Source organism: Pseudomonas vranovensis DSM 16006, assembly GCF_000425805.1.
Classification (GTDB): Bacteria; Pseudomonadota; Gammaproteobacteria; order Pseudomonadales; family Pseudomonadaceae; genus Aquipseudomonas; species Aquipseudomonas vranovensis.
On record NZ_KE384454.1, the window covers coordinates 311,612 to 335,592 of the forward strand.

Annotated in this window: 20 protein-coding genes and 2 pseudogenes; 6 read left to right on the forward strand and 16 right to left on the reverse strand. The window is 53.5% G+C overall.

Annotated elements, in window-relative coordinates:
- The 5 genes from H621_RS0120910 to H621_RS27805 form a co-directional block, all read right to left on the reverse strand.
- On the reverse strand, positions 1–1,194 hold the full coding sequence (locus H621_RS0120910) for an acyl-CoA dehydrogenase family protein (RefSeq protein ID WP_028945236.1): 1,194 nt from the start codon (positions 1,192–1,194) through the stop codon (positions 1–3).
- 135 nt (positions 1,195–1,329) lie between these two features.
- Positions 1,330–2,460 carry a CaiB/BaiF CoA transferase family protein gene (locus H621_RS0120915; RefSeq protein ID WP_028945237.1) on the reverse strand — a complete coding sequence of 377 codons (1,131 nt, stop codon included), beginning with the start codon at positions 2,458–2,460 and terminating at the stop codon, positions 1,330–1,332.
- Between the two features lie 141 nt (positions 2,461–2,601).
- On the reverse strand, positions 2,602–3,678 hold the full coding sequence (locus tag H621_RS0120920; protein WP_028945238.1) for an alpha/beta fold hydrolase: 1,077 nt from the start codon (positions 3,676–3,678) through the stop codon (positions 2,602–2,604).
- Positions 3,679–3,737: 59 nt separating this feature from the next.
- Positions 3,738–4,043, reverse strand: coding sequence for a hypothetical protein (locus H621_RS0120925; protein WP_156905641.1), 306 nt, complete (start codon positions 4,041–4,043; stop codon positions 3,738–3,740).
- A gap of 14 nt (positions 4,044–4,057) precedes the next feature.
- A complete protein-coding gene (locus H621_RS27805) occupies positions 4,058–4,870 on the reverse strand; it encodes an alpha/beta hydrolase fold domain-containing protein (protein ID WP_156905642.1) in 813 nt (270 codons plus the stop codon).
- Between H621_RS27805 and ltrA the strand changes: the two genes are divergently transcribed.
- A complete protein-coding gene (gene ltrA, locus H621_RS0120935) occupies positions 4,759–5,973 on the forward strand; it encodes a group II intron reverse transcriptase/maturase (RefSeq protein ID WP_274071961.1) in 1,215 nt (404 codons plus the stop codon). The two genes, H621_RS27805 and ltrA, sit on opposite strands and share 112 nt — an antisense overlap.
- A gap of 760 nt (positions 5,974–6,733) precedes the next feature.
- On the opposite strand, the gene ycaC is transcribed toward ltrA, so the two are convergent.
- The 4 genes from ycaC to H621_RS0120955 all read right to left on the reverse strand — a co-directional run bounded on the left by ycaC (position 6,734) and on the right by H621_RS0120955 (position 10,072).
- On the reverse strand, positions 6,734–7,357 hold the full coding sequence (ycaC, locus tag H621_RS0120945) for an isochorismate family cysteine hydrolase YcaC (protein WP_028945242.1): 624 nt from the start codon (positions 7,355–7,357) through the stop codon (positions 6,734–6,736).
- A gap of 83 nt (positions 7,358–7,440) precedes the next feature.
- Entirely contained in the window at positions 7,441–8,304 is an 864-nt protein-coding gene (locus tag H621_RS0120950; protein WP_028945243.1) for a pirin family protein, read from the reverse strand.
- A gap of 194 nt (positions 8,305–8,498) precedes the next feature.
- The gene (locus H621_RS28230) at positions 8,499–8,996 is read right to left on the reverse strand and encodes a SphA family protein (protein ID WP_084168015.1); all 498 of its coding nucleotides are present in this window, start codon (positions 8,994–8,996) and stop codon (positions 8,499–8,501) included.
- Positions 8,997–9,088: 92 nt separating this feature from the next.
- Entirely contained in the window at positions 9,089–10,072 is a 984-nt protein-coding gene (locus H621_RS0120955) for an IS5 family transposase (protein WP_028945244.1), read from the reverse strand.
- A 100-nt stretch (positions 10,073–10,172) separates the two neighbouring features.
- Between H621_RS0120955 and H621_RS28235 the strand changes: the two genes are divergently transcribed.
- Together H621_RS28235 and H621_RS0120960 are read left to right on the forward strand one after the other, a co-directional pair.
- A complete protein-coding gene (locus H621_RS28235; RefSeq protein WP_245219110.1) occupies positions 10,173–10,292 on the forward strand; it encodes an AMP-binding enzyme in 120 nt (39 codons plus the stop codon).
- Between the two features lie 311 nt (positions 10,293–10,603).
- Positions 10,604–11,284, forward strand: a complete 681-nt coding sequence (locus tag H621_RS0120960) for a hydrolase (RefSeq protein ID WP_028945245.1) — start codon at positions 10,604–10,606, stop codon at positions 11,282–11,284.
- Positions 11,285–11,925: 641 nt separating this feature from the next.
- Here the strand turns inward: H621_RS0120960 and H621_RS0120970 are convergent.
- The 6 genes and pseudogenes from H621_RS0120970 to H621_RS28245 form a co-directional block, all read right to left on the reverse strand.
- Positions 11,926–13,194 (reverse strand): OprD family porin, encoded by a 1,269-nt coding sequence (locus tag H621_RS0120970; protein ID WP_028945246.1) that lies wholly within the window; start codon positions 13,192–13,194, stop codon positions 11,926–11,928.
- A 250-nt stretch (positions 13,195–13,444) separates the two neighbouring features.
- Positions 13,445–14,692, reverse strand: a pseudogene (locus H621_RS27445) (MFS transporter); the annotation flags it as partial.
- A gap of 678 nt (positions 14,693–15,370) precedes the next feature.
- On the reverse strand, positions 15,371–16,378 hold the full coding sequence (locus tag H621_RS28580) for a hypothetical protein (RefSeq protein WP_156905643.1): 1,008 nt from the start codon (positions 16,376–16,378) through the stop codon (positions 15,371–15,373).
- Entirely contained in the window at positions 16,347–17,165 is an 819-nt protein-coding gene (locus H621_RS0120980) for a hypothetical protein (RefSeq protein WP_028945247.1), read from the reverse strand. Before H621_RS0120980 ends, H621_RS28580 begins: the two co-directional genes overlap by 32 nt.
- Complete coding sequence (locus tag H621_RS0120985) at positions 17,162–18,064, reverse strand: TniB family NTP-binding protein (protein ID WP_245219111.1); 903 nt, start codon at positions 18,062–18,064, stop codon at positions 17,162–17,164. Before H621_RS0120985 ends, H621_RS0120980 begins: the two co-directional genes overlap by 4 nt.
- Before the next feature lie 70 nt (positions 18,065–18,134).
- Entirely contained in the window at positions 18,135–19,895 is a 1,761-nt protein-coding gene (locus H621_RS28245; protein ID WP_084168017.1) for a Mu transposase C-terminal domain-containing protein, read from the reverse strand.
- A 1,435-nt stretch (positions 19,896–21,330) separates the two neighbouring features.
- On the opposite strand from H621_RS28245, the gene H621_RS0120995 reads away from it, so the two are divergent.
- On the forward strand, positions 21,331–22,248 hold the full coding sequence (locus tag H621_RS0120995; protein ID WP_245219112.1) for an integrase: 918 nt from the start codon (positions 21,331–21,333) through the stop codon (positions 22,246–22,248).
- 97 nt (positions 22,249–22,345) lie between these two features.
- Here H621_RS0120995 and H621_RS28585 read toward each other — a convergent pair whose 3' ends face one another.
- A complete protein-coding gene (locus tag H621_RS28585) occupies positions 22,346–22,546 on the reverse strand; it encodes a hypothetical protein (RefSeq protein WP_156905644.1) in 201 nt (66 codons plus the stop codon).
- 77 nt (positions 22,547–22,623) lie between these two features.
- Here H621_RS28585 and H621_RS28250 point away from each other — a divergent pair.
- Together H621_RS28250 and H621_RS28590 are read left to right on the forward strand one after the other, a co-directional pair.
- Positions 22,624–23,702, forward strand: a pseudogene (locus H621_RS28250) (IS3 family transposase); the annotation flags it as partial.
- 71 nt (positions 23,703–23,773) lie between these two features.
- Positions 23,774–23,981: helix-turn-helix domain-containing protein (locus H621_RS28590; protein WP_156905647.1), on the forward strand; the 208-nt coding region annotated here is incomplete at its 3' end.

Here is a 23,981-nt window from a genome sequence, read left to right on the forward strand (position 1 = left end):
TTACAGCTCTAGAATCATCTTGGCGATGATGTTCTTCTGGATTTCGTTGGAACCGCCGTAGACCGAAGTCTTGCGCATGTCCAGATATTGGCTGGCAGGTGTGGTGCTGTAGTCGCGGTACAGGTCTGCTTGCTTGCCATAGCCCAGTTCCTCTTCTACGAAGGGCATGGCATAGGGGCCCAGGACCTTGCTCATCAGGTACGTGATGGCCTGGCGGATTTCACTGCCCTTGATCTTCAGGAACGAGCTTTCAGTACCCGGCACCCCGTCGTCCCGGGCGGCGGCAACAATGCGCAGGTTGCTCATTTCGATAGCCATCAGCTGGATTTCCAGTTCGACGATCTGCATGCGCAACTGGATGTCATCGATCAATGGCAGGCCGTCGCGCTGTTCCTGGCTGGCGATGCGCTTGAGCCGCGCCAGCATCTGCTTGGCCTGGCCGATGCCGGCAATGCTGGTGCGCTCGTGGGTGAGCAAGTACTTGGCGCAGGTCCAGCCCTTGTTCTCCTCACCGACCAGGTTTTCCACCGGCACGCGTACGTTGTCGAAGAACACTTCGTTGACTTCGTGCTCACCATCGAGGGTGATGATCGGGCGCACGGTGATGCCCGGGGATTTCATGTCGATCAACAGGAAACTGATGCCCCGCTGCTGTTGGGCCTCAGGGTCGGTGCGCACCAGGCAAAAGATCCAGTCGGCATAATGGGCCAGGGTGGTCCAGGTCTTCTGGCCATTGACCACGTAGTGGTCGCCATCACGTACGGCGCGGGTCTTGACCGCGGCCAGGTCAGAACCGGCGCCCGGCTCGGAATAGCCCTGGCACCACCAGTCCTCGGTGCTGAGAATGCGTGGCAGGAAGCGCGCCTTTTGTTCAGGTGTTCCGAACTTGATGATCACCGGGGCGACCATGTTGACGCCAAAAGGCACGACCCAAGGGGCGCCGAACGCAGAACATTCCTCATCGAAAATGTGTTTCTCCACCACGCCCCAACCCGTACCGCCATACTCCACAGGCCAACTGGCGGCCAACCATCCTCGCTCGTTGAGCAGGCGCATCCAGATGACCTGGTCTTCTTTGTTGAAACGCTTGCCGTGGCGGCCACGCGCGGCGATATCGGACGGCAATCTGTCACGTAAAAATGCCCGCACTTCCTCTCGGAAAGCCAATTCGGCAGGGGTGAATTGAATATCCACTGATCTACTCCTCACATTCGGCTGAAAGTGGGAAAGAACAGCTCGGCTAACCCACTGGCAGTCACGGTAGAAGAATGATCGGTGTGACCTCCCCCCCCGCGGAAGGGGGGCTTGGCAGGCAATCGGCATTCGCCCTCAAACAATCGCGCCGACGTTGCGCAGTGCGTCGATCTGCTCGTTGCTCAAGCCGAGCTGTTCAAGAATTTCGAGGGTGTTTTCGCCGTTCTTTACAACTTTTCCTGCCTTCACTGGCGTGCGGCTCATGCGGGGCGCGGGTGCCGGGTGCAATACACCGGCGGTTTCCATGAATAGGCCTCGAGCCCGGTTGTGCGGATGGGTGAAGGCTTCGCTGAAATCCAGCACCGGGGCAAAGCAGGCATCGGTGCCTTCCAGCAGTTGGCACCAGGCATCCCGGGTGCGAGTCATGAACAGGGTTTCGAGTTTCTGTCGAAGAGCCGGCCATTCCTGCTTCTGCCATTGCGCCTTGAAGTCCGGATCGTCGATACCGCAGAGCTCCAGCAGCAACTGATAGAACTGTGGTTCGATGGCGCCAATGGACACGAACTTGCCATCGGCGCAGGTGTAGCAACCATAGAAAGGCGCACCGCCGTCGAGCATGTTGTGCTGGCGCTGGTCGTCCCACTGTCCCTGATGGCGCCAGTCGTAATACATGCTGCCGAGCAACGTCGCGCCGTCGCAGATGGCAGCGTCCACCACCTGACCCAGACCGGATTTCTGCGCCTCGAACAGAGTCGCCAGAATGCCCGCGACCAAAAACATTGCCCCACCGCCCATATCACCCACCAGGTGCAGTGGCGGAGTCGGTGGGCGGTCGGCGTACCCCATGGCATTGAGTACGCCCGACAAGGCGATGTAATTCAGGTCATGCCCCGCCGCATATGACAGTGGCCCGCTCTGGCCCCAACCGGTCATGCGCCCGTAGATCAACTTCGGATTGCGTTCAAGGCAGACTTGCGGCCCCAGGCCAAGACGCTCCATGACGCCGGGGCGGAAACCTTCGATCAGCACGTCGGCGCCGTCGATGAGCTGCAACAACACTTCAGTAGCGCCGGGTTTACGCGGATCAATCGCAATGCTGCGTCGCCCGCGCCCAAGCAGACTGCCGTCGGAATTGAGAAAACCGGCCGCATGACGGTCAACGCGAATGACCTCCGCGCCCATGTCCGCCAGAATCATGGCGGCGAACGGCGCGGGGCCGATCGCATTCATTTCCACTACTTTCACACCTGCCAAAGGTCCGGGCATCTCAGGGTTCTCTTTTGTGATAGGGAGGCTGTTCGCTGCGACTCAAGACACTAAACGCACGGGACCATGCCGGCCCCACTCCCTATGGGTGGGTCTCCCACACCCTACCCACTCACTCCCTCCGCCACCGCCTTGAGATGTTCATACGGATCGTACCCCCAGCCATTGATCGAGCCTGGGCCACATCCGCTTGACCGCGGCCGGCCCCGCTACCAGACTGACATGCCCGCCTGGCAGCATCAGCTCTTCCTTGTCGCGCGACCCCACGCGTGCCACCAAAGGCTGCGCGCAGTCTGGCGGCACTAGGGAATCGTATTGCGCGATGATGTGCAGCAGCGAAGCCTCTAAGTTCTTCAAATCGACCTCTTGGCCACCGATGCGCAAGCCGCCTTCGTACAGCGAATTCTTTAGCCCTAACTCTTGGTGGATCTGCCGGAAGTACTCGCCGGGAAGCGGCAAGGTTTCGTCATTGAAACGCGCCATCATGCGGTGCCTCCTGACGTAGTCGTCGTTCCACATGTTGTCCCAGAGCCGCGCTTGGCCGGCAATATTGCCTGCGGGGCGATGCAATTCTATCGCCTTGATGATAGCCTCTGGCGGGACCATCCCCGTCGTATCGATCAAGCGCTCGGCCTTGTACTGACGCTGTTTGGCCAGGGGCATCTTCGTCCAGTCGATGGGCGTTGTGAAACACACCAGGTTCTTCAGCGGGCCGTCGGGATGCAGCGCGGCGTAAAGCGTCGACAGTACACCGCCCATGCAGTAGCCAATCAGCGTGATGTCTTCCACGCCAGAGTCTTGCTGCACGCGGCGAATGCAATCGGGAATGAAGTCGAGTACGTAGTGCTCAAGCTTCAGGAGGGACTCTTCCCGGCTCGGCGCATTCCAGTCCATGACATAAACGTCATAACCCTTTGCGAGCAGAAGCTCGATCAGGCTCTGCCCCTTCATCAGATCAAAGATGGCAGCCTTGCTGGTCGTCGCCATGACGATCAACAGCGGCACGCGATAAATCTCGTCCGATGTTGCGTGATAGTGGTACAGGCCCAAGGTGCCGCGACGGTGCACGAGGGTCTTGGGCGTCAAGCCCACCGCTGGCGGCGGAGTGCTCAGGTACTCAAGGCCCTTGAGGCCGCGCTGGACCATCATGCTGACCTCCGAACGGAGTCTGTCGGTCAACGACATGTCAGGAATCTTGTTGTTATGCGGCTGGCTCATCGTCACCTCCTGCCTTTCGTTTGCGCTTGGATGCCGGCTTGAGCGGTGCCGGGCGCACTTCAGCCAGTGGGCGTCGCGTGCGTAGTGGTCGGCGCAGGAAGCAATTGATCGAGCTTGTCCTCCACCCGCCGCAAAGAGGCGGCCAGGGCGTCAACTTCGGCGCGGCTGGGCAAGCCCATGCGCTTGTGCAAGCGCTCCAGCGATGTCTGCGACAGGTGCTGCAGCCCCAGCGTGATCTTCGAATATTGGTCGATCACAAGACCGACTTCTTTCGAATCGATATTACGGGCGGCCAGGGCATTGACGCCGTTTTCGAACCTGGTGATGGCCTCGCGATACAATCTAAACGGATCTGGTAATGCCATGACGTAGTCCTCGTTCAAGGTTTCACAGTGCAGTTTTTCTCTGTCGGCCAGATTTGGCGCGCGGCCAGCCGGTCAAGGCCGGAAATGGCTTTGCGTCGGATGATTACGGTGGGCAGGAGCCAAGGCCTGATCAACAACCGGCAGGCACCGGCCGCTTTTGGCGATAGCAGCCGCAGCAAGGCGATGCTCCACCGTTCGGTGACAACCCAAGTGGTCAAGGTAGCGGTTGACAACTCGTTGGCGGTGGCGCGCACGCGCGAATGCCTGCGTGGTCCCCTGTCGGCGATCTCGATCGTCCTGTCCGCAGCCGGTTGTCGGGCGAGCGCCGTCGTCAGTGCATTGCCGATGCGCTGCAATGCATCGCGGCTGGCACTGTTGACCGAATCAAAATTGAGGAATCCGTGGAGCTGGCCCCCGTAGTGCAGCAGCTCCACCGGCACGTCGGCTGCTCGCAGGCGGGCGGCATAGTCCAGGCCGTCATCGCGGATAGGATCGAACCCGGCACTGACGACGACTGCCGGCGCCAGGCCGCGCAGGTCCGGGCTGCGGCGCGGGGAATACCAGGGATCAAGCAGGTCCAGCGTGTCGAGCGAAGGCGCCAGGGTCCGCTCGATCCATTGCATCGCATGATCGGTCAGCAACGCACGCCCGTAGGCGTTCTCCGCGTAGGAAGGGAATTTCTCCAAAAGTTCGGTGGCCGGGTACACCGCAGTTACTGGCGCAGAGCTTTTATGCCCTGCGCCGCGATGCCGCAGTGGGCGTGGACGGCATGTCGTGGCGAGAATATGAGAAAGGTCTTCTCCAGCGGGTGAGCGATTTGCACGCAAGGTTTCACAGTGGAGCCTATCGGGCAACGCCGTCGCGGCGGGTCTATATTCCCAAAGCCGACGGCAGGCAGCGTCAGCTGGGCATTGCCTCTCTTGAGGACAAGATCGTACAGCAGGCGGTCGTTACCGTTTTGAATGCGATCTATGAAGAAGACTTTCTAGGATTCTCGTATGGGTTTCGGCCGGAACGTAGCCAGCACGATGCGCTGGATGCGTTGACGGTCGCGCTCAAGGGCCAGAAGGTGAACTGGATATTGGATGCGGATATCACGTCGTTCTTTGATGAGATCGACCATGAATGGATGCTGATGTTTCTGGGACACCGGATTGCAGACCGGCGCATGCTCGGACTTATCTGCAAATGGGGTGTTATGGAGGATGGCCGTAGGATAGCTGCGACCAAGGGGACGCCCCAAGGCGCAGTGATCTCGCCGTTGCTGGCGAATATCTATCTTCACTACGTGCTGGATTTGTGGGCAAGGCAGTGGCGCCAGCGGCATGCCCGTGGCGATGTGATTGTTGTGCGCTACGCGGACGACAGCGTGGTGGGTTTCAGGACGCAATGGCAGGCTCAGCAGTTTCTGGTGCGGTTGCAGGAACGCTTGGCCAGGTTCGGTTTATCCCTAAACGCCTCGAAGACACGGCTGATTGAGTTTGGTCGTTTTGCTGCGAGAAATCGTAGTAAGCGAGGGTTAGGTAAACCGGAGACGTTTGACTTCCTGGGCTTCACGCACTGTTGCAGTACCAACAGAAGCGGTGGTTTTCAAATACTGCGACTGACGGTCAAGAAGCGAATGCGTGCGACGCTGCTGGCTATTCGGGATGAGCTGAAGCGCCGACGGCATGAACCCATCCGGGCTCAAGGGCAATGGCTCACTCGGGTGGTGAGTGGTTACTTCAACTACCACGCGGTGCCGGGAAATCTGATACGTCTGGGTGGTTTTCGTCTGGCGGTATGCCGTCTATGGCGGCAAGCCCTCAAAAGTCGCAGCCAGCGTAATCGGCTTCAATGGTCACGCTACGGACGCCTTGCTGACCTCTACATACCTAGACCCAGAAATGCACATCCTTACCCTGAGGATCGCTTCGCGTCACATACCTGAGGCAGGAGCTGTATGCGGTAGTTCCGCACGTACGGATCTGTGCGGGGGGCAGCAGGTAACTGCCGTCCCTACCGCGACCTGTCGAATCGCGGCGCGTACCATACGAGCATGGCGTGCGCGCATTTGCAGCAGTTCTGCACGAGCCAGCCCTAGGTACTAGATGCTGGCTTCACCTTTGCGACTTGGTGACCCATCTATCAATCGCGCTTCCACGCGCCCATCCTCCAGGAACACAAGATGGTCAGCAGGATCATCAATACAGGGATTCAGTAGCAGCGGTTCTTCCCTGAGCACAAGCCAAGGCCCGGACGCTCGCTTTGTCTCATCAGCAAGGGGAAAGAAATTAGCTTTGCCGATCACCCGGGCATTCTGGAGGGGGTTTCGCGGAGATGAGCTGACTAAGCTCACGATCGAGAACACGTATGCCGAGCGCTACGTCGAGATCAGGTTCTATCTGGGGTCGAGCAAAGGAGACCGGCAGAACATCGGCGCGAGTACAAGACGCCATCGTTGAGCAAGCTCTGCCCGGTGGAGGCGTACCTGAACTGAATCGAAGCTGCCGGCCTAACACGCGGTGGTGTGTTCAGGGGCATTGATCGCTGGGGTAACATCAGCGATCGCCCGCTTGCGGCCCATAGTCTGATTCCTCTCCTTCGCGACACCCTGGATCCAAGCCTCATAATTGGCTTGGAGGTGTCTAGGAAACCAGGGGCGATTCACAGGGGCCCTACTTGCAGCAAGCAAGACCCCTAACGACAGGTTAGCTGGAGGTCAATTTGGTGTAGCTGGTGATCAGATTGCGGTAGTCGGGTATATGGTTGGAGAACAATGCCCCCAAGCCTTCGATGTCATTACGCCAATCGCGATGCAGCTCACATGCCAGCCCAAACCAGGTCATCATTTGCGCGCCGGCTTGTGACATGCGGTCCCACGCAGAATCGCGCGTCAGCGCGTTGAAGGTCCCCGAGGCATCGGTGACTACAAACACATCAAAGCCTTCCTCCAGCGCTGACAGTGCTGGGAATGCCACGCACACTTCAGTCACCACACCAGCAATGATCAGTTGCTTCTTCCCGGTTGCTCTCACTGCCTTGACGAAGTCTTCGTTATCCCAGGCATTGATCTGACCAGGACGGGCGATATAAGGCGCATCTGGAAACTGTTCCTTGAGCTCGGGCACCAATGGGCCATTGGGGCCGGTTTCAAAACTGGTGGTGAGGATGGTGGGCAGGTTGAAATACTTGGCCAAGTCACCCACGGCCAATACGTTGTTCTTGAACTTGTCCGGGTCGATATCTCGCACCAGCGACAGCAATCCGGTCTGATGATCAACCATCAGCACGGCGGCGTTATTTTTGTCCAAACGTTTGTATTGAAAAGCCATGATGGATCTCCTTGGAAATACGGCCCTGCACAAAGGTGCGAGGCCAGGTGAACTCTGTAGAGCACCGGAATGCGACCAGGCCATTAGCCCCCCATTTGACCAAACAGCCCTCCCTGGAAGTCATCCACAGCCTGGCGAATCTCGTCATCCGTATTCATCACAAAAGGGCCATAGCCTACGATCGGTTCGTTCAGAGGCTCACCGCAAAGCAGCATGATGCGTGCTTCATTATTGGCCTCCAGCGAAATTTCGTTATCGGCTCGGTCAAAGAGCACTGTCTGCGCCTCCCTGACCAACTGAGTGTTGTTCACTAATACCGTGCCTTGTAGCACTACTATGAGTGTTGTGCGCCCGACCACCACCGGCAAAGAAATTGGTTTTTCACGCTTGAGCTGAAGATCCCAGACATCAATCGGTGTGAATGTCTTGGCGGGCCCTTTTTGACCGTCGAACGCGCCGGCAATCAGTCGCAAGGTACTACCGCCGGCTAGAGGAATGACGGGGATCGACTGGTCAAGGATGGTCTGATATCGAGGAGATGACATTTTCTCGCGAGCAGGTAAGTTCACCCACAATTGAACCATTTCCAGGACGCCGCCGCTGCGCGCAAAATCTCCGGAATGGAATTCTTCATGGAGAATGCCAGCCGCCGCTGTCATCCATTGCACGTCACCCGGGCCGATCCGTCCCCCGGCACCTGTAGAGTCACGGTGTTCAAGCTCACCACGGTATACGATGGTCACCGTCTCGAAGCCTCGGTGTGGGTGCTCACCTACACCACGACGTTCAGTGGTCGGTGGAAAATCCTGCGGCCCCGCAAAGTCGAGTAATAAAAAAGGGCTGATGTGCTCACCCAGACTGTCGTAGGAAAACAATGTGCGAACCGGGAATCCATCACCAACCCAATGGGGTCTTGGACTGGTGTAGACACCAAGAATCTTCTTCATCACCGATCTCCCGAAGTCGATAGCGAATAACCATAGATGCAGAATCCGGAGTCCGACAGGCTAAAATCTGAACCTCAGCGTTCCATTCTGTGAACATTCCATGCAGAAAGAACAAGGAGACTAGGCAAAACGCAGCCGGTCAGCCTGTACTGAACACCGTCTGGCGGAGTAGAGCGCACAGAGGCATATTTGAATCAGAACGGGAGCAGGTAACGCAGGGTAAGTTGATTACCTTCCGAACGATTTCTAGCGCCTTGCTCAACGTAGTAATTAGCGAAACAATTCTGGTTACCGTGGCGATACATCACCCCCGGCCCTAGTCCCAGCACCCGTTCCATTGAGTCGGACTGCCGTCGCCCATCGATTCGATCAGCAGAAATCTGCTGCAAGTGATAACCCGCAACACCAACCCGCCAGGTATCCGAGACGTCATATGACACAGCAAAATTGCTGTGAAATGCTTCTCCCGGTTGGATGCTACTCGCCTGTAAGCGTGGCGACGGGTCTTCATTACGGCTAGACCAGGCATAGTTAAGGCGGCCGCTGACCTCTAGTCTATCTGTCAGCTCCCAAGTAAAAGCGTAGTGAGGGCTGACTACCCAGAGATTGCTACCCACGTTGATACTGGCGTCACTATCGTAGTCACCGGTTGGGGCCGTTATCACTAGGGAAACTCCGAACAAGTTGCTCATCAACCGAAAACGGGCGACTTGGGGATGCCGAAAAGCCCGACTTTCAGCCGCTGATTATTGGATAACCAAGGCGAAGCCTTGGTTATCTGCCCTCACGGGCGCACCTCTCCCGCAGCAGGCAATAATTGCCGGCGCACCATCCACAGATTCGACAGCGCAAACAACGTGGTCAATTGCGCCGTGTTCTTGGCCAAGCCACGGAAGCGGGTTTTCACATAACCGAACTGACGCTTGATCGCGCGAAAGGGATGTTCGACTTTCGCTCGCGCCTGCGCTTTGACATTCTCGATCCTGCGTCTGGCTTTGTAGAGCACACTGCGTTTGCTCAAGTGCTTGTAGGTGCTACGGCGAGCCGCAATCTGCCAGATCACCGGCCGTCCGTCATGCTCCGGCCGTTTCTCCACGCCGGTATAACCCGCATCGGCACAGATAACATTTTCTTCGCCATGCAACAGGTGAGCGACCTCCGTTACATCAGCCACATTCGCCGCTGTGCCGTGGACATGGTGCACCAGGCCCGACTCAGCATCGGCACCAATATGCGCCTTCATGCCGAAGAAATACTGATTACCCTTCTTCGTCTGATGCATTTCAGGATCGCGTTTGCCTTCCTTCTTCTTGGCCGAACTGGGGGCGTGAATGATGGTGGCGTCGACAATGGTGCCCTGGCGCAACGACAGGCCCTTGTCTCGCAGGTAATTGTTGATGGTTTCCAGAATCCCCGAAGCCAGTTGGTGCTTCTCCAGCAGGTGCCGGAAATTCATGATTGTCGTGTCTTCGGGAATCGGAGCGCTGAGCGTTAGATGAGCAAACTGGCGCATCGAAGTGATCTCGTACAGCGCTTCTTCCATGGCTGGGTCGCTCAACGAAAACCAGTTCTGCAGCAGGTGAATACGCAGCATGGTTTCCAGTGGGTAAGGCTTGCGGCCACCGCCAGCCTTTGGGTAATGCGGCTCGATCAATGCCACCAAACCGCTCCACGGCACCACCTGCTCCATCTCGGCCAGGAAACGTTCGCGACGGGTCTGCTTGCGCTTACCGGCGTACTCGAAATCGGAAAAGCTCATCTGACTCATGGGATGGAGGGCTTGTGGGGGGTAATTGACGGGAGGGCTATTTCAGCACAGCTCAGATGGCTTGTGCTGACTTGATCGGAGAATCCTTAGCGAGTCCAGTGTGATCGAGCATTGCCGCAGCAATCTGGCCAGCTATAAGTGCGTAAAAGCCGTGAAGGTGATCGATGCGCTGCCGCGTAACGCGGTCGGGAAAGTGCTGAAGCGCCAATTATGCGAGTAAGTGTGCGTTGCATTTCAGGGGCTCTCGAGCCCCATATAGACAGTAAGTCCAATCGGCTCCGCAGGTTTCTGAATCCTTACCTACGTGCTTTTCATGCTCGTTGCGCGTTACCACAAAGCACCTGAATCCCAGCAATCTGAACTACCCCGTGCCCAAGAAGTGTCATAACGCTTTCGCCAAGCTTCATATTCTAAACATTGAATTGTTGCAGCAGCGGAACGCTGTGGTGCAGGAGGTTAGCTTGTGGCTGAAATTTGCTGATCTATTCTTGTTCTCGCATCAAAACTAAACACTTGCGAAAGGATCAAGCAATGAGCACACCTGCAAACTTCAATGGCCAACCTCCTGCCATTGACCCAAACAACGTGGCCATGCTGCTGATTGACCATCAAAGCGGACTCTTTCAAACCATTGGTGACATGCCCATGCCCGCGTTGCGTGCACATGCCACCGCCCTCGCTAAAATCGCATCGCTGTGCAAGATCCCGGTGATTACCACCGCCTCTGTACCTCAAGGCCCTAACGGCCCCCTGATCCCTGAAATTCACGAAAACGCACCACATGCGAAGTATGTCGCCCGTAAGGGTGAGATCAACGCCTGGCACAACCCTGAGTTCGTTGCCGCGGTCAAAGCCACAGGCAAGAAACAGCTGATCATTGCCGGCACGATCACCAGCGTGTGCATGGCATTCCCAACCATCAGCGCAATTGCTGATGGATACCAAGTGTTTGCCGTGATCGACGCCTCCGGCACTTACAGTAAAATGGCTCAAGAAATCACCCTTGCACGAGTTGTCCAGGCAGGTGCCGTGCCTATGGACACCGCGGCAGTAGCTTCCGAGTTGCAAAGGACCTGGAATCGTGATGACGCACAGCAATGGGCCGAGGTCTATACCAAAATTTTCCCAAGCTACCAGCTGCTCATCGAGAGCTACATGAAGGCTCAAGACGTCGTGAACAATAACGAAGTCTTGGACTCCTCTAGAAAGTAAGCAGAGCTGAAATGCGGCTCGCTTCTACTCGGGCCGCATCACTCCATTGGACTGCCCCCGGAAAGGTCAGTGGAAGCAGCCGCAGCCGGTACTCCGGCTGCAGGCCCAGCGTATCGCTCGCGGCACGAATTTATGGCACCCTGCCGTCACTGCTTTAGCTTCTTTTCTTTTGCTATCTCAAAACAACCTAGGAACGGATCAAGCATGGAACCAGCCATCCACGATCGGGAGTCGTGTCATTCGGCGCGGCTAAGTGCTATAACCATGCCCCTGACCAAGCCCAATCAAGCCTCAGCAATATTCGCATTATTCTTCACCGCCCTCCTCGCTGGCTGCACTACACAACTGACGGCTGAAGGGTCGAAGGTAGGGCTTGTCACCGCCCCTCAAGCGTCTGATTGCAACATCATGAGTTTGCCGCTCAAGGTTCATCTGCTGACGACGCCTTGAATATTGCCCTCAATGAAACCGCAACGATGGGAGGTGACAGTCTGGGTGTTGAGTCGGTCAATGAAGTCGGTGGCGACGCTGAGATCAAAGCGGTCGCCCTGAAGTGTCGGTACGGGAAATAGCAGAATCAAGGTGGCGGCAGAGAGATGTCCCGATCCGCTGAGCAAGTACGTCAGCCGTTACGCCTTTGCTTACCAGATCGGTAACGTGTAACTGATGATCAAGCGATTTTCATCGAGATCGCTGCCAAAGTTTGTCGAGCGCACGGTCGCATTTCGCCATTTCACCCCGATGTTCTTCAGCGGTCCGCTCTGCACGACATAACCAATGTCGGTATCGCGCTCCCATTCCTTTCCCTCGTTACGGTTGCTGCCCAGGTCAATATTGGAGCCATTGAGGTAGCGGGTCATGAAGGTCAGGCCGGGTATGCCGATGGCCGCGAAGTTGTAGTCGTAGCGGACTTGCCAGGACTGCTCATCCTTGCTGGCGAAGTCGCTGATCTGCACGAAGTTCACCAGGAACGCATCGGTACCATTGATGTAGGCGAAACCTGTGTCGCCGCTCATGTCTTGATAACCGAGGCCGAAGGCGTGACCGCCGAGGCCATAGGTGAACATCGCGCCAAACGCCTTGTTATCGACGTTACTGCCGCCATCGTCTGTAGAACGGGCGAAGCGCAGATCCGACTTCAGTGACTGGCCGGTGGCTACTGGCAACACGTAGGTCAGGTTGATCATGTGCTGGTCGTAGACGTTATCGAGGTGGCCGTAGGCGTATCCGGTCGCAAGGTTGCCCGTCCATTTGTAATTCAGGCTGGCAAAATCAAAGCTGTCGCTGGTCACCTGGCGGCTCGTGAAGCCCTTGGCACCGGTGCGGGTGATGGTCATGTTTTCATAGTCCGAAGAGTCGCGCTGGTTGACCTGCGTCAACCGCCCGACATCCACGACCAGCGCGTCGATGTCGAGCGAGGTCAACTGGCCGCTCTCGAAGGTTTGCGGCAACAGCCGTGAGTCATTGGCCAGCACTGTTGGTAGCTTTGGCATCAGCGTGCCAATTTTCAGCACACTTTTAGACGCGCGCATTTTCGCGGTTAACCCCAGCTCGCCATATTCGTCCTGTGTGCCCTTGCGGGTGTCACTATGACGCTTGAGCAGGCCGGACCCGGCACGATCCGGGCTGGAATCGAGTTTGACGCCCAGCAGACCGATGGCATCGAAACCGACACCGATCAAACCCTCGGTATAGCCCGACTCATAACGCAACAGAAAGCCCTGCGCCCATTCTTCTTGCTTGGATTGCGCAGCGTTGGCCTGGCGATAGTCGCGATTGAAGTAGAAGTTGCGCAATTCCAGGCTAGTTTTACTGTCCTTGATAAAGTCAGCAAACGCGGGGGCCGAGAGGCTGATCAATCCAACCGCGAGCAATAGTCGGGTAGCGAACGTTCGAGTGTTGCGTTTCATGCTGAAGTCCTTGTTTTTATTTTTAAGTTTTTGTCTTTTAGCGCTGCCGAACTCACACAGGGCGACGGAGTCCTGGTGTTCAGGCGTGCGTAGAACAGGTGCGAAATGACCCTTGCCAGCGGGCAGATGAGATAAACACGCGGATGGCGAATAAACTCAGGTAGATACCGTCGCCTCACGCGACGGTATCCGTGATGGACGTTGGTCAACTGAGTCCATCTTCATGACATCCTGTTCCACAGAGCACGATTCAGTCGCGGTCGATCAGGGACGTATTGCGGGTGTCCTGCATAAAGAAATAGACCAGCAGGGAACACCCGATGCCAGCGGCGATGTACCAGAAGAAGCCCGATTCCATGCCGATGCTTTTGAACCACAGCCCTACGTATTCAACGGTTCCACCGAACACTGACTGCGTAAATGCATACGGAAGGCCAACCCCAATTGCACGGATTTGCACGGGGAACAATTCAGCCTTCACTACCGCGTTGATCGAGGTGTAGCCGCAGAGAATGAACAAGGCGAAGGTGACCAAGCCAAAGGCAGCCCAGAAACTAGCGATCGACTGCAGCAAGAGCATGATGGGCACTGTGCACAGGGTTCCGAGGATGCCGAAGAACATCAGCACCGGCCGCCGACCAATGCGGTCAGAAAGGGCACCGAAAACGGGTTGCATGAACATGAACAACACCAGTGTGCCCGCGGATATCAGCGTGGCGTCATTGCGGCTGAAGCCCACACTGTTGACCAGGTACTTCTGCATATAGGTGGTGAAGGTATAGAAGGCCAGCTAGCCGCCCATGGTCAGGCCGATGACGGTCAGCACCGCTTTGGGATGTCGCATCAAGGTCACCAGCGTATTCTCTTTGCGCACCGCCGCGGTTTTTTGCGCCTTGGCAAAGCTTTCGGTCTCTTCCATATTGCGGCGCAGATACATGGCGACCACTGCGGCGAAGCCACCGATGAAAAACGGTACGCGCCAACCCCAGGTTTCCAGCTCGGTCTGGGTCAGGGTGTTTTGCAAAATGATCAAGGTGGATAGGGCGAGGAGTTGGCCCATGATCACTGTCACATACTGGAAGCTGGCAAAAAAACCACGATGCCCCTTCCCTGCCATTTCCGATAAGTACGTTGCAGAAGTGCCGTACTCTCCGCCGACGGACACCCCCTGCAGCATACGGGCGAAAACCAGAAGCGCAGGTGCCGCATAACCAATGCTGGCATAGCCAGGGATCAGGGCAATAATCATGGAACCGGTGCACATCAACACCACCGATAACATCAGGGCGGCCTTGCGGCCTTTACGGTCGGCATACAGGCCCAATAGCCAGCCGCCAATCGGGCGCATCAGAAAGCCCACGGCGAAGATCGCAGCGGTGTTCATCAACTGCGCGGTCTGGTCGCCCTGAGGAAAGAACGCCTTGGCGAAGTAAATCGAAAAGGTCGCATAGACGAACCAGTCATACCACTCCACAAGATTGCCGACACACCCGCCCCACTATCAGTGCACGCAGGCGGTATTCACGAATCCCAACAGGTGCTCCGTGACGGTTCGTCGCGATAATTACCATCAAGTGGCCGGCAGGCCGCAATGTGCGAATGAACTCCGCTAACATCCAACTCCCAACAAATTTTGCTTGTCGAGCGAAATCCAGTGGGGGTATTCATCAATCAGGTTGTTTGTCTTACCTACAGCCTGCTTGAGTAAATAACTAAGAGAAGAATGAGGTATGGACATCGTTGAGTCAAGCGCTGAGACAAAATCTTCACTCCAATCATAAAGATGATGCATCACTAATGAAGCGAATGAACTCTGAGTTATGAAGGTCAATCGCCGACACCCTCGATACGTCGGCAAAACTGACGGACTGTCTACATCGCAACTGATGTCCTGCACCTGGCTTATAAAGCTAGCACCTCGTGCTCGCAACAAGTCACACGAAGTAAATGGACTGCCCGCTTTTGAGGAGTTCACTGCTCGTAGGCTTAACAGTGCACGTGCATACAAATCGACAGTGGGCTTCCCCAATGAAAAGGCTAGACTTAATATTTTACCGCTACGCGCATCTGCTACAAAACAAATGAACGGATGGCGCTTCACATAAGCTCCTTGGGACTTAATGTAAAAGCCTAAGGTCACATACAAAGGAAATAAATAGGTGTACATTCAATAGGCTCATACAATGTTGGAGGACGGAATCAATAGAGCGCGAGTTTCAAACCTGCGTAAATTTTCACACAGCCAGGAAAAAATCTTTGGATCAAATTCATAAACTGACCGCCAAACCTGGTCAGGTGTGCTCGGGGCCCAATAGTCGTTCTTGAGTGACGCGGTAGCTTCTCGTCTGCCGATCCAACCTATCAACACCCCTATAAAAAACAGAGCCCGCGCGCGACAGGCTGCCGAAGCCCTAAATGGCTGTAGATAGCAACTGACATACAGAGTCTCTCCTTCGGTAGATTTAATGTCTAACAGTCGCCTACTCCCTGCATGACCATACAACACTGTTCCTGGCGTCAACAATACACGCATCAAGCACATAAGCGTATTATCGATAAGATACGCGCCACCTGCTCCTTGTGATTTGCGTAACTTCACAAATTTCTTCTGCACTCTGCAGGCAGCCTGTAGTAGGCAGCTCCAGTCATTGACATAGTCTTCGTAGCGTAATTCTCTAGCCTGAACAGAATGATGCCATTTGAATATAGCCCGTGGGGCATCCAAGGCATCACTTACGTGTCGTGGTGCATCCCACAGTAAAGTGTTATGCACCGCGCAAAATGGCTCCAGCACTTGCCTCCACACACACTTGAGAATTGGCGCCCGAGTATATCTCATCGCCTCAACCATGCACGACTGACAATAAGACCTCCGATATACCCATGGAATGATAGGCGAAACATGGCCTGTCGGCTTCGAAAATTTCTCTAAATCATTACCGATAACAGATTTTAGTACAGCGCCCAGCTGATTAGGGCTGACAAAATCCAGGTCCGAGCCGGTTTCAAGATGCTGATCAAACTCAAACAAAGACAAAAATAATGGACACTGGTTAGATCCTTTCCAAAAATGCTCCATGAGATGCTGCTGGACTTCGGGAAACTGACACAGCCGATAACACCATGAGGAAAGCGCCTCCCCTTTTAAATATTTACCGGTAGAGCATTTGAAAATTTTCAACATTATAATCTCCTCGTGCCCAGCGCTCGATAAATGCTGTAGTCATTTCAATTCTACTTGATGCCTCCAGAGTGGCGTATGCATAGCCAGATTCTAGCAATCCGAGAAACTCATGAATTTGCAGAGGCCGTTTCGCTATGTGTACAAGTGCCTCCCTATCGACTTGAATAGTTTGATTTGTAGCACGGTTAGCAGCTCTGCAAAAACCTTCAGCGACTTCATATAGATCGATTAGCTCAAGAGAATTATTGAGCCACTGGTATTGCGCTCGAGGCCCTAACAGCTTTTCTATCTTCCGACAAAGCCCTTGGTCTTGCGTCGTATAAAGGACGGTTAAGCCCCCTCCACATTGCGTTACGGATGCTAATTGCTTAGCCAGAGAGTCGCCAGGCGCTGTAACAAAACGATCCAGATCATCCACAACTACCAGCTTCAGACCAATGTACTTCACGTATTCATGCATATACGTTGGGGCTGATTTTAAGTGCTCATACGGAGACCGGATTTTCATGGAAATGGCAAATTGATCCAGCAATGTCAATCGACCCAAGCTAAAATTAAAATCAACCTTAATTGCCTCGTGACTAAATTCAGCCATTACCACATCGAGAAAAGTTGTCAATCCACACCCAGGGATTCCTTTTAGGTGAATGACGCCCCCTCCGACAAAGCCCTCCATCGTACAGCGCAGTTTGCTGACCACCTCAGGGAGGCGCGGCCATGCATATTCGTATGAATACTGGCCTTGCAGGACCTTCACCGCTTTGTGACGACGAGCATTAGCAGTCATGCGAAGCTAGTTCCACGCTCAACCTGATCGACATCGCGTAATGCAATACATAAGTCATCCATAATATATTCTATATTGTCGAGATGCTGATGACCAATATGCTCGGTGCCGTCTGCAATGGCTGCCATCGCAGACGCTTGCAAAACCTTGACAATGTTATCAGTCAGCCCCTGCCCTGCTTCCATGATTTTTAGAAATAACTTCTGGTCCTTGAAATTAGTCGGGAGCTGCAATGGAAGGCGAGAAATGTATGAGGCAACGAAACTCCTAAATTCTCCATCATTCCCCCATTGCTGTAACGACCGCACGGCATAACGGCGCGCCAACTGCGAATCCCGCCTCAATACTCGTGCGGCATCGGGAACTCCAAATGCAAATACACACAAGCCGTAATTAGAACCAGCAAGGTTCTTCAATAACGACAAATTTATTCGCTGCTGGAAGTCAGTCAATGTTAACGCATCGTGGATCTCATCAATCACAATTGCACGTATATTCCGACTTTGTATTAAATACTGTAGTTCAGGCGATACATTCTCATTGAGGCGCGCACGCCGGGAAATCTTTACTCCAATTTCTTGCAATATCAATTCCTTTAGAGAATAACCATTCGGGCTTTGGTGCATGGTTACGAAAACCATTTTCTCTGCAGAAGAACAGTTTCGCTGCTTCAACTCCTCAATCATACTGGTTTTACCTGAACCTCCAGGCCCTATAACTAGCATGCTTGGTGCATTAATCTTATTTTTCATCTGCATCATTAGCTGCATGCGACTAATGAGCCTTTCAGCTGAAGGGTGTGGAATCCAGATATCTTGAGAGCATGTCAACATACGCTCATGATTGGATAACGCGAAGTATTCCTGACTGTCGGAATGAACGTGTTGAAGCTCGGACATATATTGCTCGTCAGATAAATTCTATTATTGATTACAGACGACTTATGGGCTGCTTTCATACCAAATTTGTCTAGTACAGAATGGGATCTTCGCCGTAGTCTACATTTGATTGTGAGCGCAATGTCACCATGAAATCAGACATTGAGAAGTTGTTGCTGACGTCGTCCTTATCGCTAGTCCGTGGGCGTTTCGTGCTCGAGCCCTTCACACTGGTTTGGTCATCCCCCCGGGAGGGCTTTGCCGTTACGCCGTCAAGAATATCGCTATAAGCATTATGCACTGCTATGCCCCGCTCTTTTTTCACTCGTTTGGCTTTCATCGTGGCCGTTATCTCATCTTTCACCACACGTTTAGCCTTGAGCGCAGCTAGCCCTCCAAGCTGCGTCATGGTGCCACTCGGTGCCGTTTTCCTCTGTCTTTGATGCCGATAAAGTTCGTAGTGTGAGTCTCGGTTGAAAGTATTTCGCACGCAAGGAATCAAAAGCCATTCCTCACCAACTTTAACTCTGATATTACCAAGGTTATAGGGGTCGTATTTAACAAGGACCTTCTTCCGAACATGATCTTTGAGGCTCGGCGCGTAGTAGAATCTGCGAAATAATTCGATTCCTTCAGGAACGATTTGTTTTGCAGGAAGCTCTGGATAGAATCTGAATCGGAATCCGTCCATATCTGACTCAGGAACCACTTTAGGCTCCACACCATCACTGTAGTAATCATTCCAAGCTTCGATTGGTGTCTTCCCGATACCTGAATGCTTGGTTTCGTGATACACGCACACTTGGTAAATCATGAACTCTCGCAGCCCCCTAAACGTCATCGCCGCTCGTGCTTCGCTCTTGTACGCCTTTCTGGCGATAACATTAGATCCGGTAGTGCCTGGCAGAAAGTGGACTTTGGTGGTCATGAACGTACCAATGAGGCTTTCGATATGCCCTCCTTGGTGTTTTTTGCCGACGTCACGGTGTTTGACATCGATACCGTAATCCTTGCAATTTAACACCAGCACGTCCGATATAAATTCTTTAGCATTATCAGTATGGATGGTTTCCATCAGTCCATGCACTGGCCACAGCTTCTTTTCCAAACCAAGCGCTTGCAACATTTTATCTTTGGGCAAAACACAGTTTTCGATCAACATTGCAACGCTTACAGCACTTGGCGGTAATAGTGACAGATAGAACCCTAGAATCACTCTCGTATGGAGGCAGATAGCCATGCTGATCCAAGGTCTACCGATAATTACCCTTCGGTCATTTTCATCAACCAACAATAGGTCAACAACTGTATGGTCGAATTGAACCCATTCCAAAGGCCGCTCAGTTTTCTTATGCCCAGGTCTAGCTCCATACCGCTGATTAGCTGCCTCTTTACCATGCTTTTTTTCGTAGAGTAATCTCGGGTCTTTAGCTTGTATCCGCCTTCTGACCGTATAATAAGATGGTCGAACAATTTTTCTTGCATCCGCCTCTGCCTGGCAGGCTGACCAGACATTTTTATATGAAGCAGATGGTCCGGTATAGCATTCTTCAAAAACCTGCTCAATCAACCTCTCCACACTGCGATCTAAATCCGTACTACCTCTTTTCCGCCCGCGCTTGCTTGGGACTAATCTCTTATAGCTAGCTGCACCACGGCAACTCGCGACCAATTTATAGAAATAGGGCTTACTTAACCCCAACAACTTCATCCCTTCGGAAGCTTTGATTTCTCCTTTAACAACACGACTTATTATTGTAAAACGCTCGCTGCCGAGCTTATGCCTGTTTATCTCCTCAGGCGGGCTGCAGCTATCAACTCCACCAGAGGTATCGGTTCCTATATCGGACATAGCACCTGACCCGAACTCAAAAATGGGACCGGCATATTTACGCAGCACTCGTGGTTATGAACATTGATTCAATACCGCGGGTGCACAACGCACGACCGGCTGCCTTTTTCATTTTTAACTTCCATTTTGCTTTGGTGTCAACCTGCTGTTGTCGCCGACTTCACTTGATGGACCAGACTACGCGCATCCCAAAACACCCTTGTCAAAAACGACTCCAAACCCCGTCGGCACACATCTCATTATCAACATCAAGCTTAAGCCTTCATCGCAACTAAGTGGACTATGTAAACACCCCACTCTTGTTGCAGGATCGCCAAATTGTGAGGTTGGAAGCCTAGCAAATCACGGGCAGCAACCCGCCGTAGCCGATGACATCAATCGCCTTCAAGTGGACGGGCTTGTTGTTCCAGCACTTGCTGCGGAGCGCAGCGTTTCACCATTCAAAACACGCTCATAAAAACGAGTCGATTTAGGATGACCATCGAAAAATCTCTCACAATTTCCTGGAAAATCTCTTTAATCATCGAATATTTGAGTCACTGAAATTTTGTCAGGAAGAAGTTTCATTTTGTGAAAGCTGCCTTTTTTCGCTTCGGATTAATCATTGCCTTCATAGCTTCGCCTCCTCTCCTTCTCGAAACCGTTTGCACGGTAAGAAGTTCTAGCAGCAACTGCAAAATGCCTTGAGCGTTTCCAAGGTGGCGATACCGGTACCGATGCTGCCACGCAGCGCCAAGATTCTTAGGAAGAAGGTAACTCCGCTAATCACGGTCTTGGATTCGATCAAGTCGCTCAGTGCAATGGTCGAATCGATTGCAAGCGAAACAGCCTGAATGTCTGCAATCTCCTTGAGGCTGTCGTGGCCTTAGTGCTGTCGATTATTGCGTTGCAGTGGCGAAGGGTTTCAGTATTGCTAAATTAGGAGACTTTCCATGGGGAAAATTCTTAATAAGGAGACTATCCCTAAAAAAGTATCTTTATTTCGCAGCGTATTCGCTGCAGCCCCTGTAGTCCGCGCCTTCCGGTTTGTCTCCTAATTTCGCGATTGCAGCACCGGTCGCTGTTCCACAAAATCCCGTTCCTCGAAATATCAGCACCTTGCCGTATCATCCTCACACCTTCCTTTATGTTGCCCTGTCACGAAACTGCGTTTGAAGAGCTCACGCTTCGAAAACTGGCTAACGCTTCGCCTGTCTGCTAGACGTAGATAACTAGTCGAAGATTTTAGCGCGCAGGTTGCCTCATGACTCGGCCATTCATCCCATTTCCGATTTTTCCTCCATACAGCCACTGGCGACCTAATCGCGAATCCGCCTTCCTTGGAAACCTCCAAGTTTCGGCCCGCTTGCGTGCAGTCACCGAGTCATGCCGGCCCTTCGTTAGCACTTGGTACGCCGACCGGTTCGTCAATTGGATTGCTCATAACTGGAGCCCATTGAACCCCCATAAGCAGTACAACATCTGCGTCCAAGGCCTGGAAAAGATGCTCAACTGGAGCTTCGCGAACGATGTTTGTTTGCTGGACTGGACTCGCGCCGACTTTGAGCGCTATTCGGAGTTTATTCGAAGCCCACTCAGCGCCTGGGCCACTTCCAGTAAACAGACACGGTTCTGGGGCGACGCCGCCACGGACTTTAAATATTGGCCAATCAATCCGAACTGGAAGCCATTCCAAGATACCCGTACTTGTAAATTTTTCGAAGAAATCGATAAAAATGTGTGGAAGCGTGAGATCCGATGCGTTAAGCAGTTCATGGATTTCTACCTTAACGACGTATCCTCCAAACGTGAAAATGTAGCCTCGGCAAAACTGGATTGCTTGATGTTCAAACCCTCGAAAGCCCGAGGCACTATTTCGGATGAAGTCTTGGAATGGGTTCTCTTAATGCTCCCGAGCCTTACGCTGAGTACGCATCAATCGAACATGATTGCAATGTTTTTAATGATCGCGAGATATTCAGCTCGGCCTCTGTGGCAGGTGCTGGGCAGTGCCTCAAGTCCAGGGCGTGTCGATCAGTTCAGGCGAGATGTGCATGGGACATGGCTTGAGAACCATCCCAGGGACGGCAGTTCTGTTCCGCTACCGGCGACGTTTGGTCGGGTCTTAGAGCGATATCTTATTCACTTGAATATTGATGCCAAGAAGCCGTTGCCTGCAGTGATCCTGTTTCCTAAGGAAGATTCGGTCGGCTGTTACACCCTTAAATCCTTCCGGCGCATTATTAACTCGATTAGAGAGAACCTAGCAGTTTTGGCAAAGACATCGGGCAAACCGGCTATTTTACACGCGTCCCAAGAGCTTCGACGGTTGACGGCAGCCTTGGTAGCGAATCGTTCGATGGACGATTGCTAGGACTATTTTGGATTTGGTCGCATGCGCCCTCTCCCATTCTTTTCTGAAACCTTTCATAACTCAAATCCGTCGACTGATGGCTTATGCACGATGTACATCAGACTCTAGGGGAGCTGTCAGTCGGATCATCAACATCAGGGTCAAGACGTGGGTCTTCAGGCGGTGATGGTTGAATAAGAGAGTCTTCCTCATCATCTCGGATCAGGATGTCGATCTTAGTGCGGTCAACTTCTACATACTCGATGGATGGATTGGTTGGGTGTGCCAATTCCTTGAGCCAGTCATTAATCTCGATCATTGACTTTGGATTGTTGAATCGCCCCTAGTTTTGTAGACACCTCCAAGCCTCATAATGAGGCCCAGATAGGAGGTGCCATGAGTCGTCAACGTTACCCCGAAGAATTCAAGATCGAAGCGGTCAAGCAAGTGACCGAGAAAGGCAAACCTGTTGCGGATGTCGCCGAGCGTCTGGGGATGTCCGTTCACAGCCTCTACGCCTGGATCAAGCTCTACAGCAAGCCCCAAGAACAGCGTCAGCAAGATGATGACCAGCAAGCCGAGCTGCGTCAGCTTCGGGCCGAACTCAAGCGCGTGACAGAAGAACGAGACATCTTAAAAAAGGCCGCCGCGTACTTTGCCAAGGAGTGCGGCTGAAGTACGCCTTTATTAAGCAGCTTGCGGGTAACTACTCCATTCGAAGGCTTTGCCTGACGCTGAAGGTTCATCCCAGCGGCTACTACGCCTGGCTGGCCGAGCCCCAATCTGCCCGAGAAAAAGAAGACCAACGCCTACTCGGCTTAATTAAACATGCTTGGTTAGAGAGCGGAGGCGTCTACGGCTATCGAAAAATTCACGATGACCTACGAGAACTGGGAGAGACATGCGGTCGAAATCGAGTCGGTCGCTTGATGCAGGTAGAGGGACTGCGTTCGCAAACGGGCTATCGCCGTCGCCCAGGGTTTTATGGTGGAAAGCCAACGGTAGCTTCACCCAACCACCTTGCCCGGCAGTTCAAGGTCAGTGAGCCGAACAAGGTCTGGGTGACAGATATCACTTACATCCGCACCTACGAAGGGTGGCTCTACTTGGCAGTAGTGCTGGATCTGTTTTCTCGCCAAGTGATCGGTTGGTCAATGAAGCCCAGGATGAGCAGTGACCTGGCTATCGACGCGATGCTGATGGCGGTGTGGCGGCGTAAACCAAAACAGGAAGTGATGATTCACTCAGACCAGGGTAGTCAGTTCAGCAGTTCAGACTGGCAAAGCTTCCTGAAGGCTAACAATGTGGTCAGCAGCATGAGCCGGCGAGGAAACTGCCACGACAACGCCGTTGCAGAGAGCTTTTTCCAGCTGTTAAAGCGGGAGCGAATCCGACGAAAAATCTACGGAACACGCGAAGAAGCCCGGAGTGATATTTTCGATTACATCGAGATGTTCTATAACTGTCAGTACCGATGCAAAACTGACCCACCCTACCGGTTGAAAACTGACCCACTTGGGCAAAATGCAGCTTTTGCGAGCTGCCCATGCTGTCCAAGGAGCAACACGTGGAAATCAGTGTTCTTGTTCGTCAGGGTTTGTCTATTCGAGCTATTGCTCGGCAGATGGGCTGCTCACGCAATACCATTCGGCGCCACCTCAAACTACAAGCCCAGCGCCAGCCCGTGGTCTACGGCCCGCGCGCGGAGCGCGTGGGCAAGCTTGCGCCTTTCGAGGCCTTCCTGCGTCAGCGCG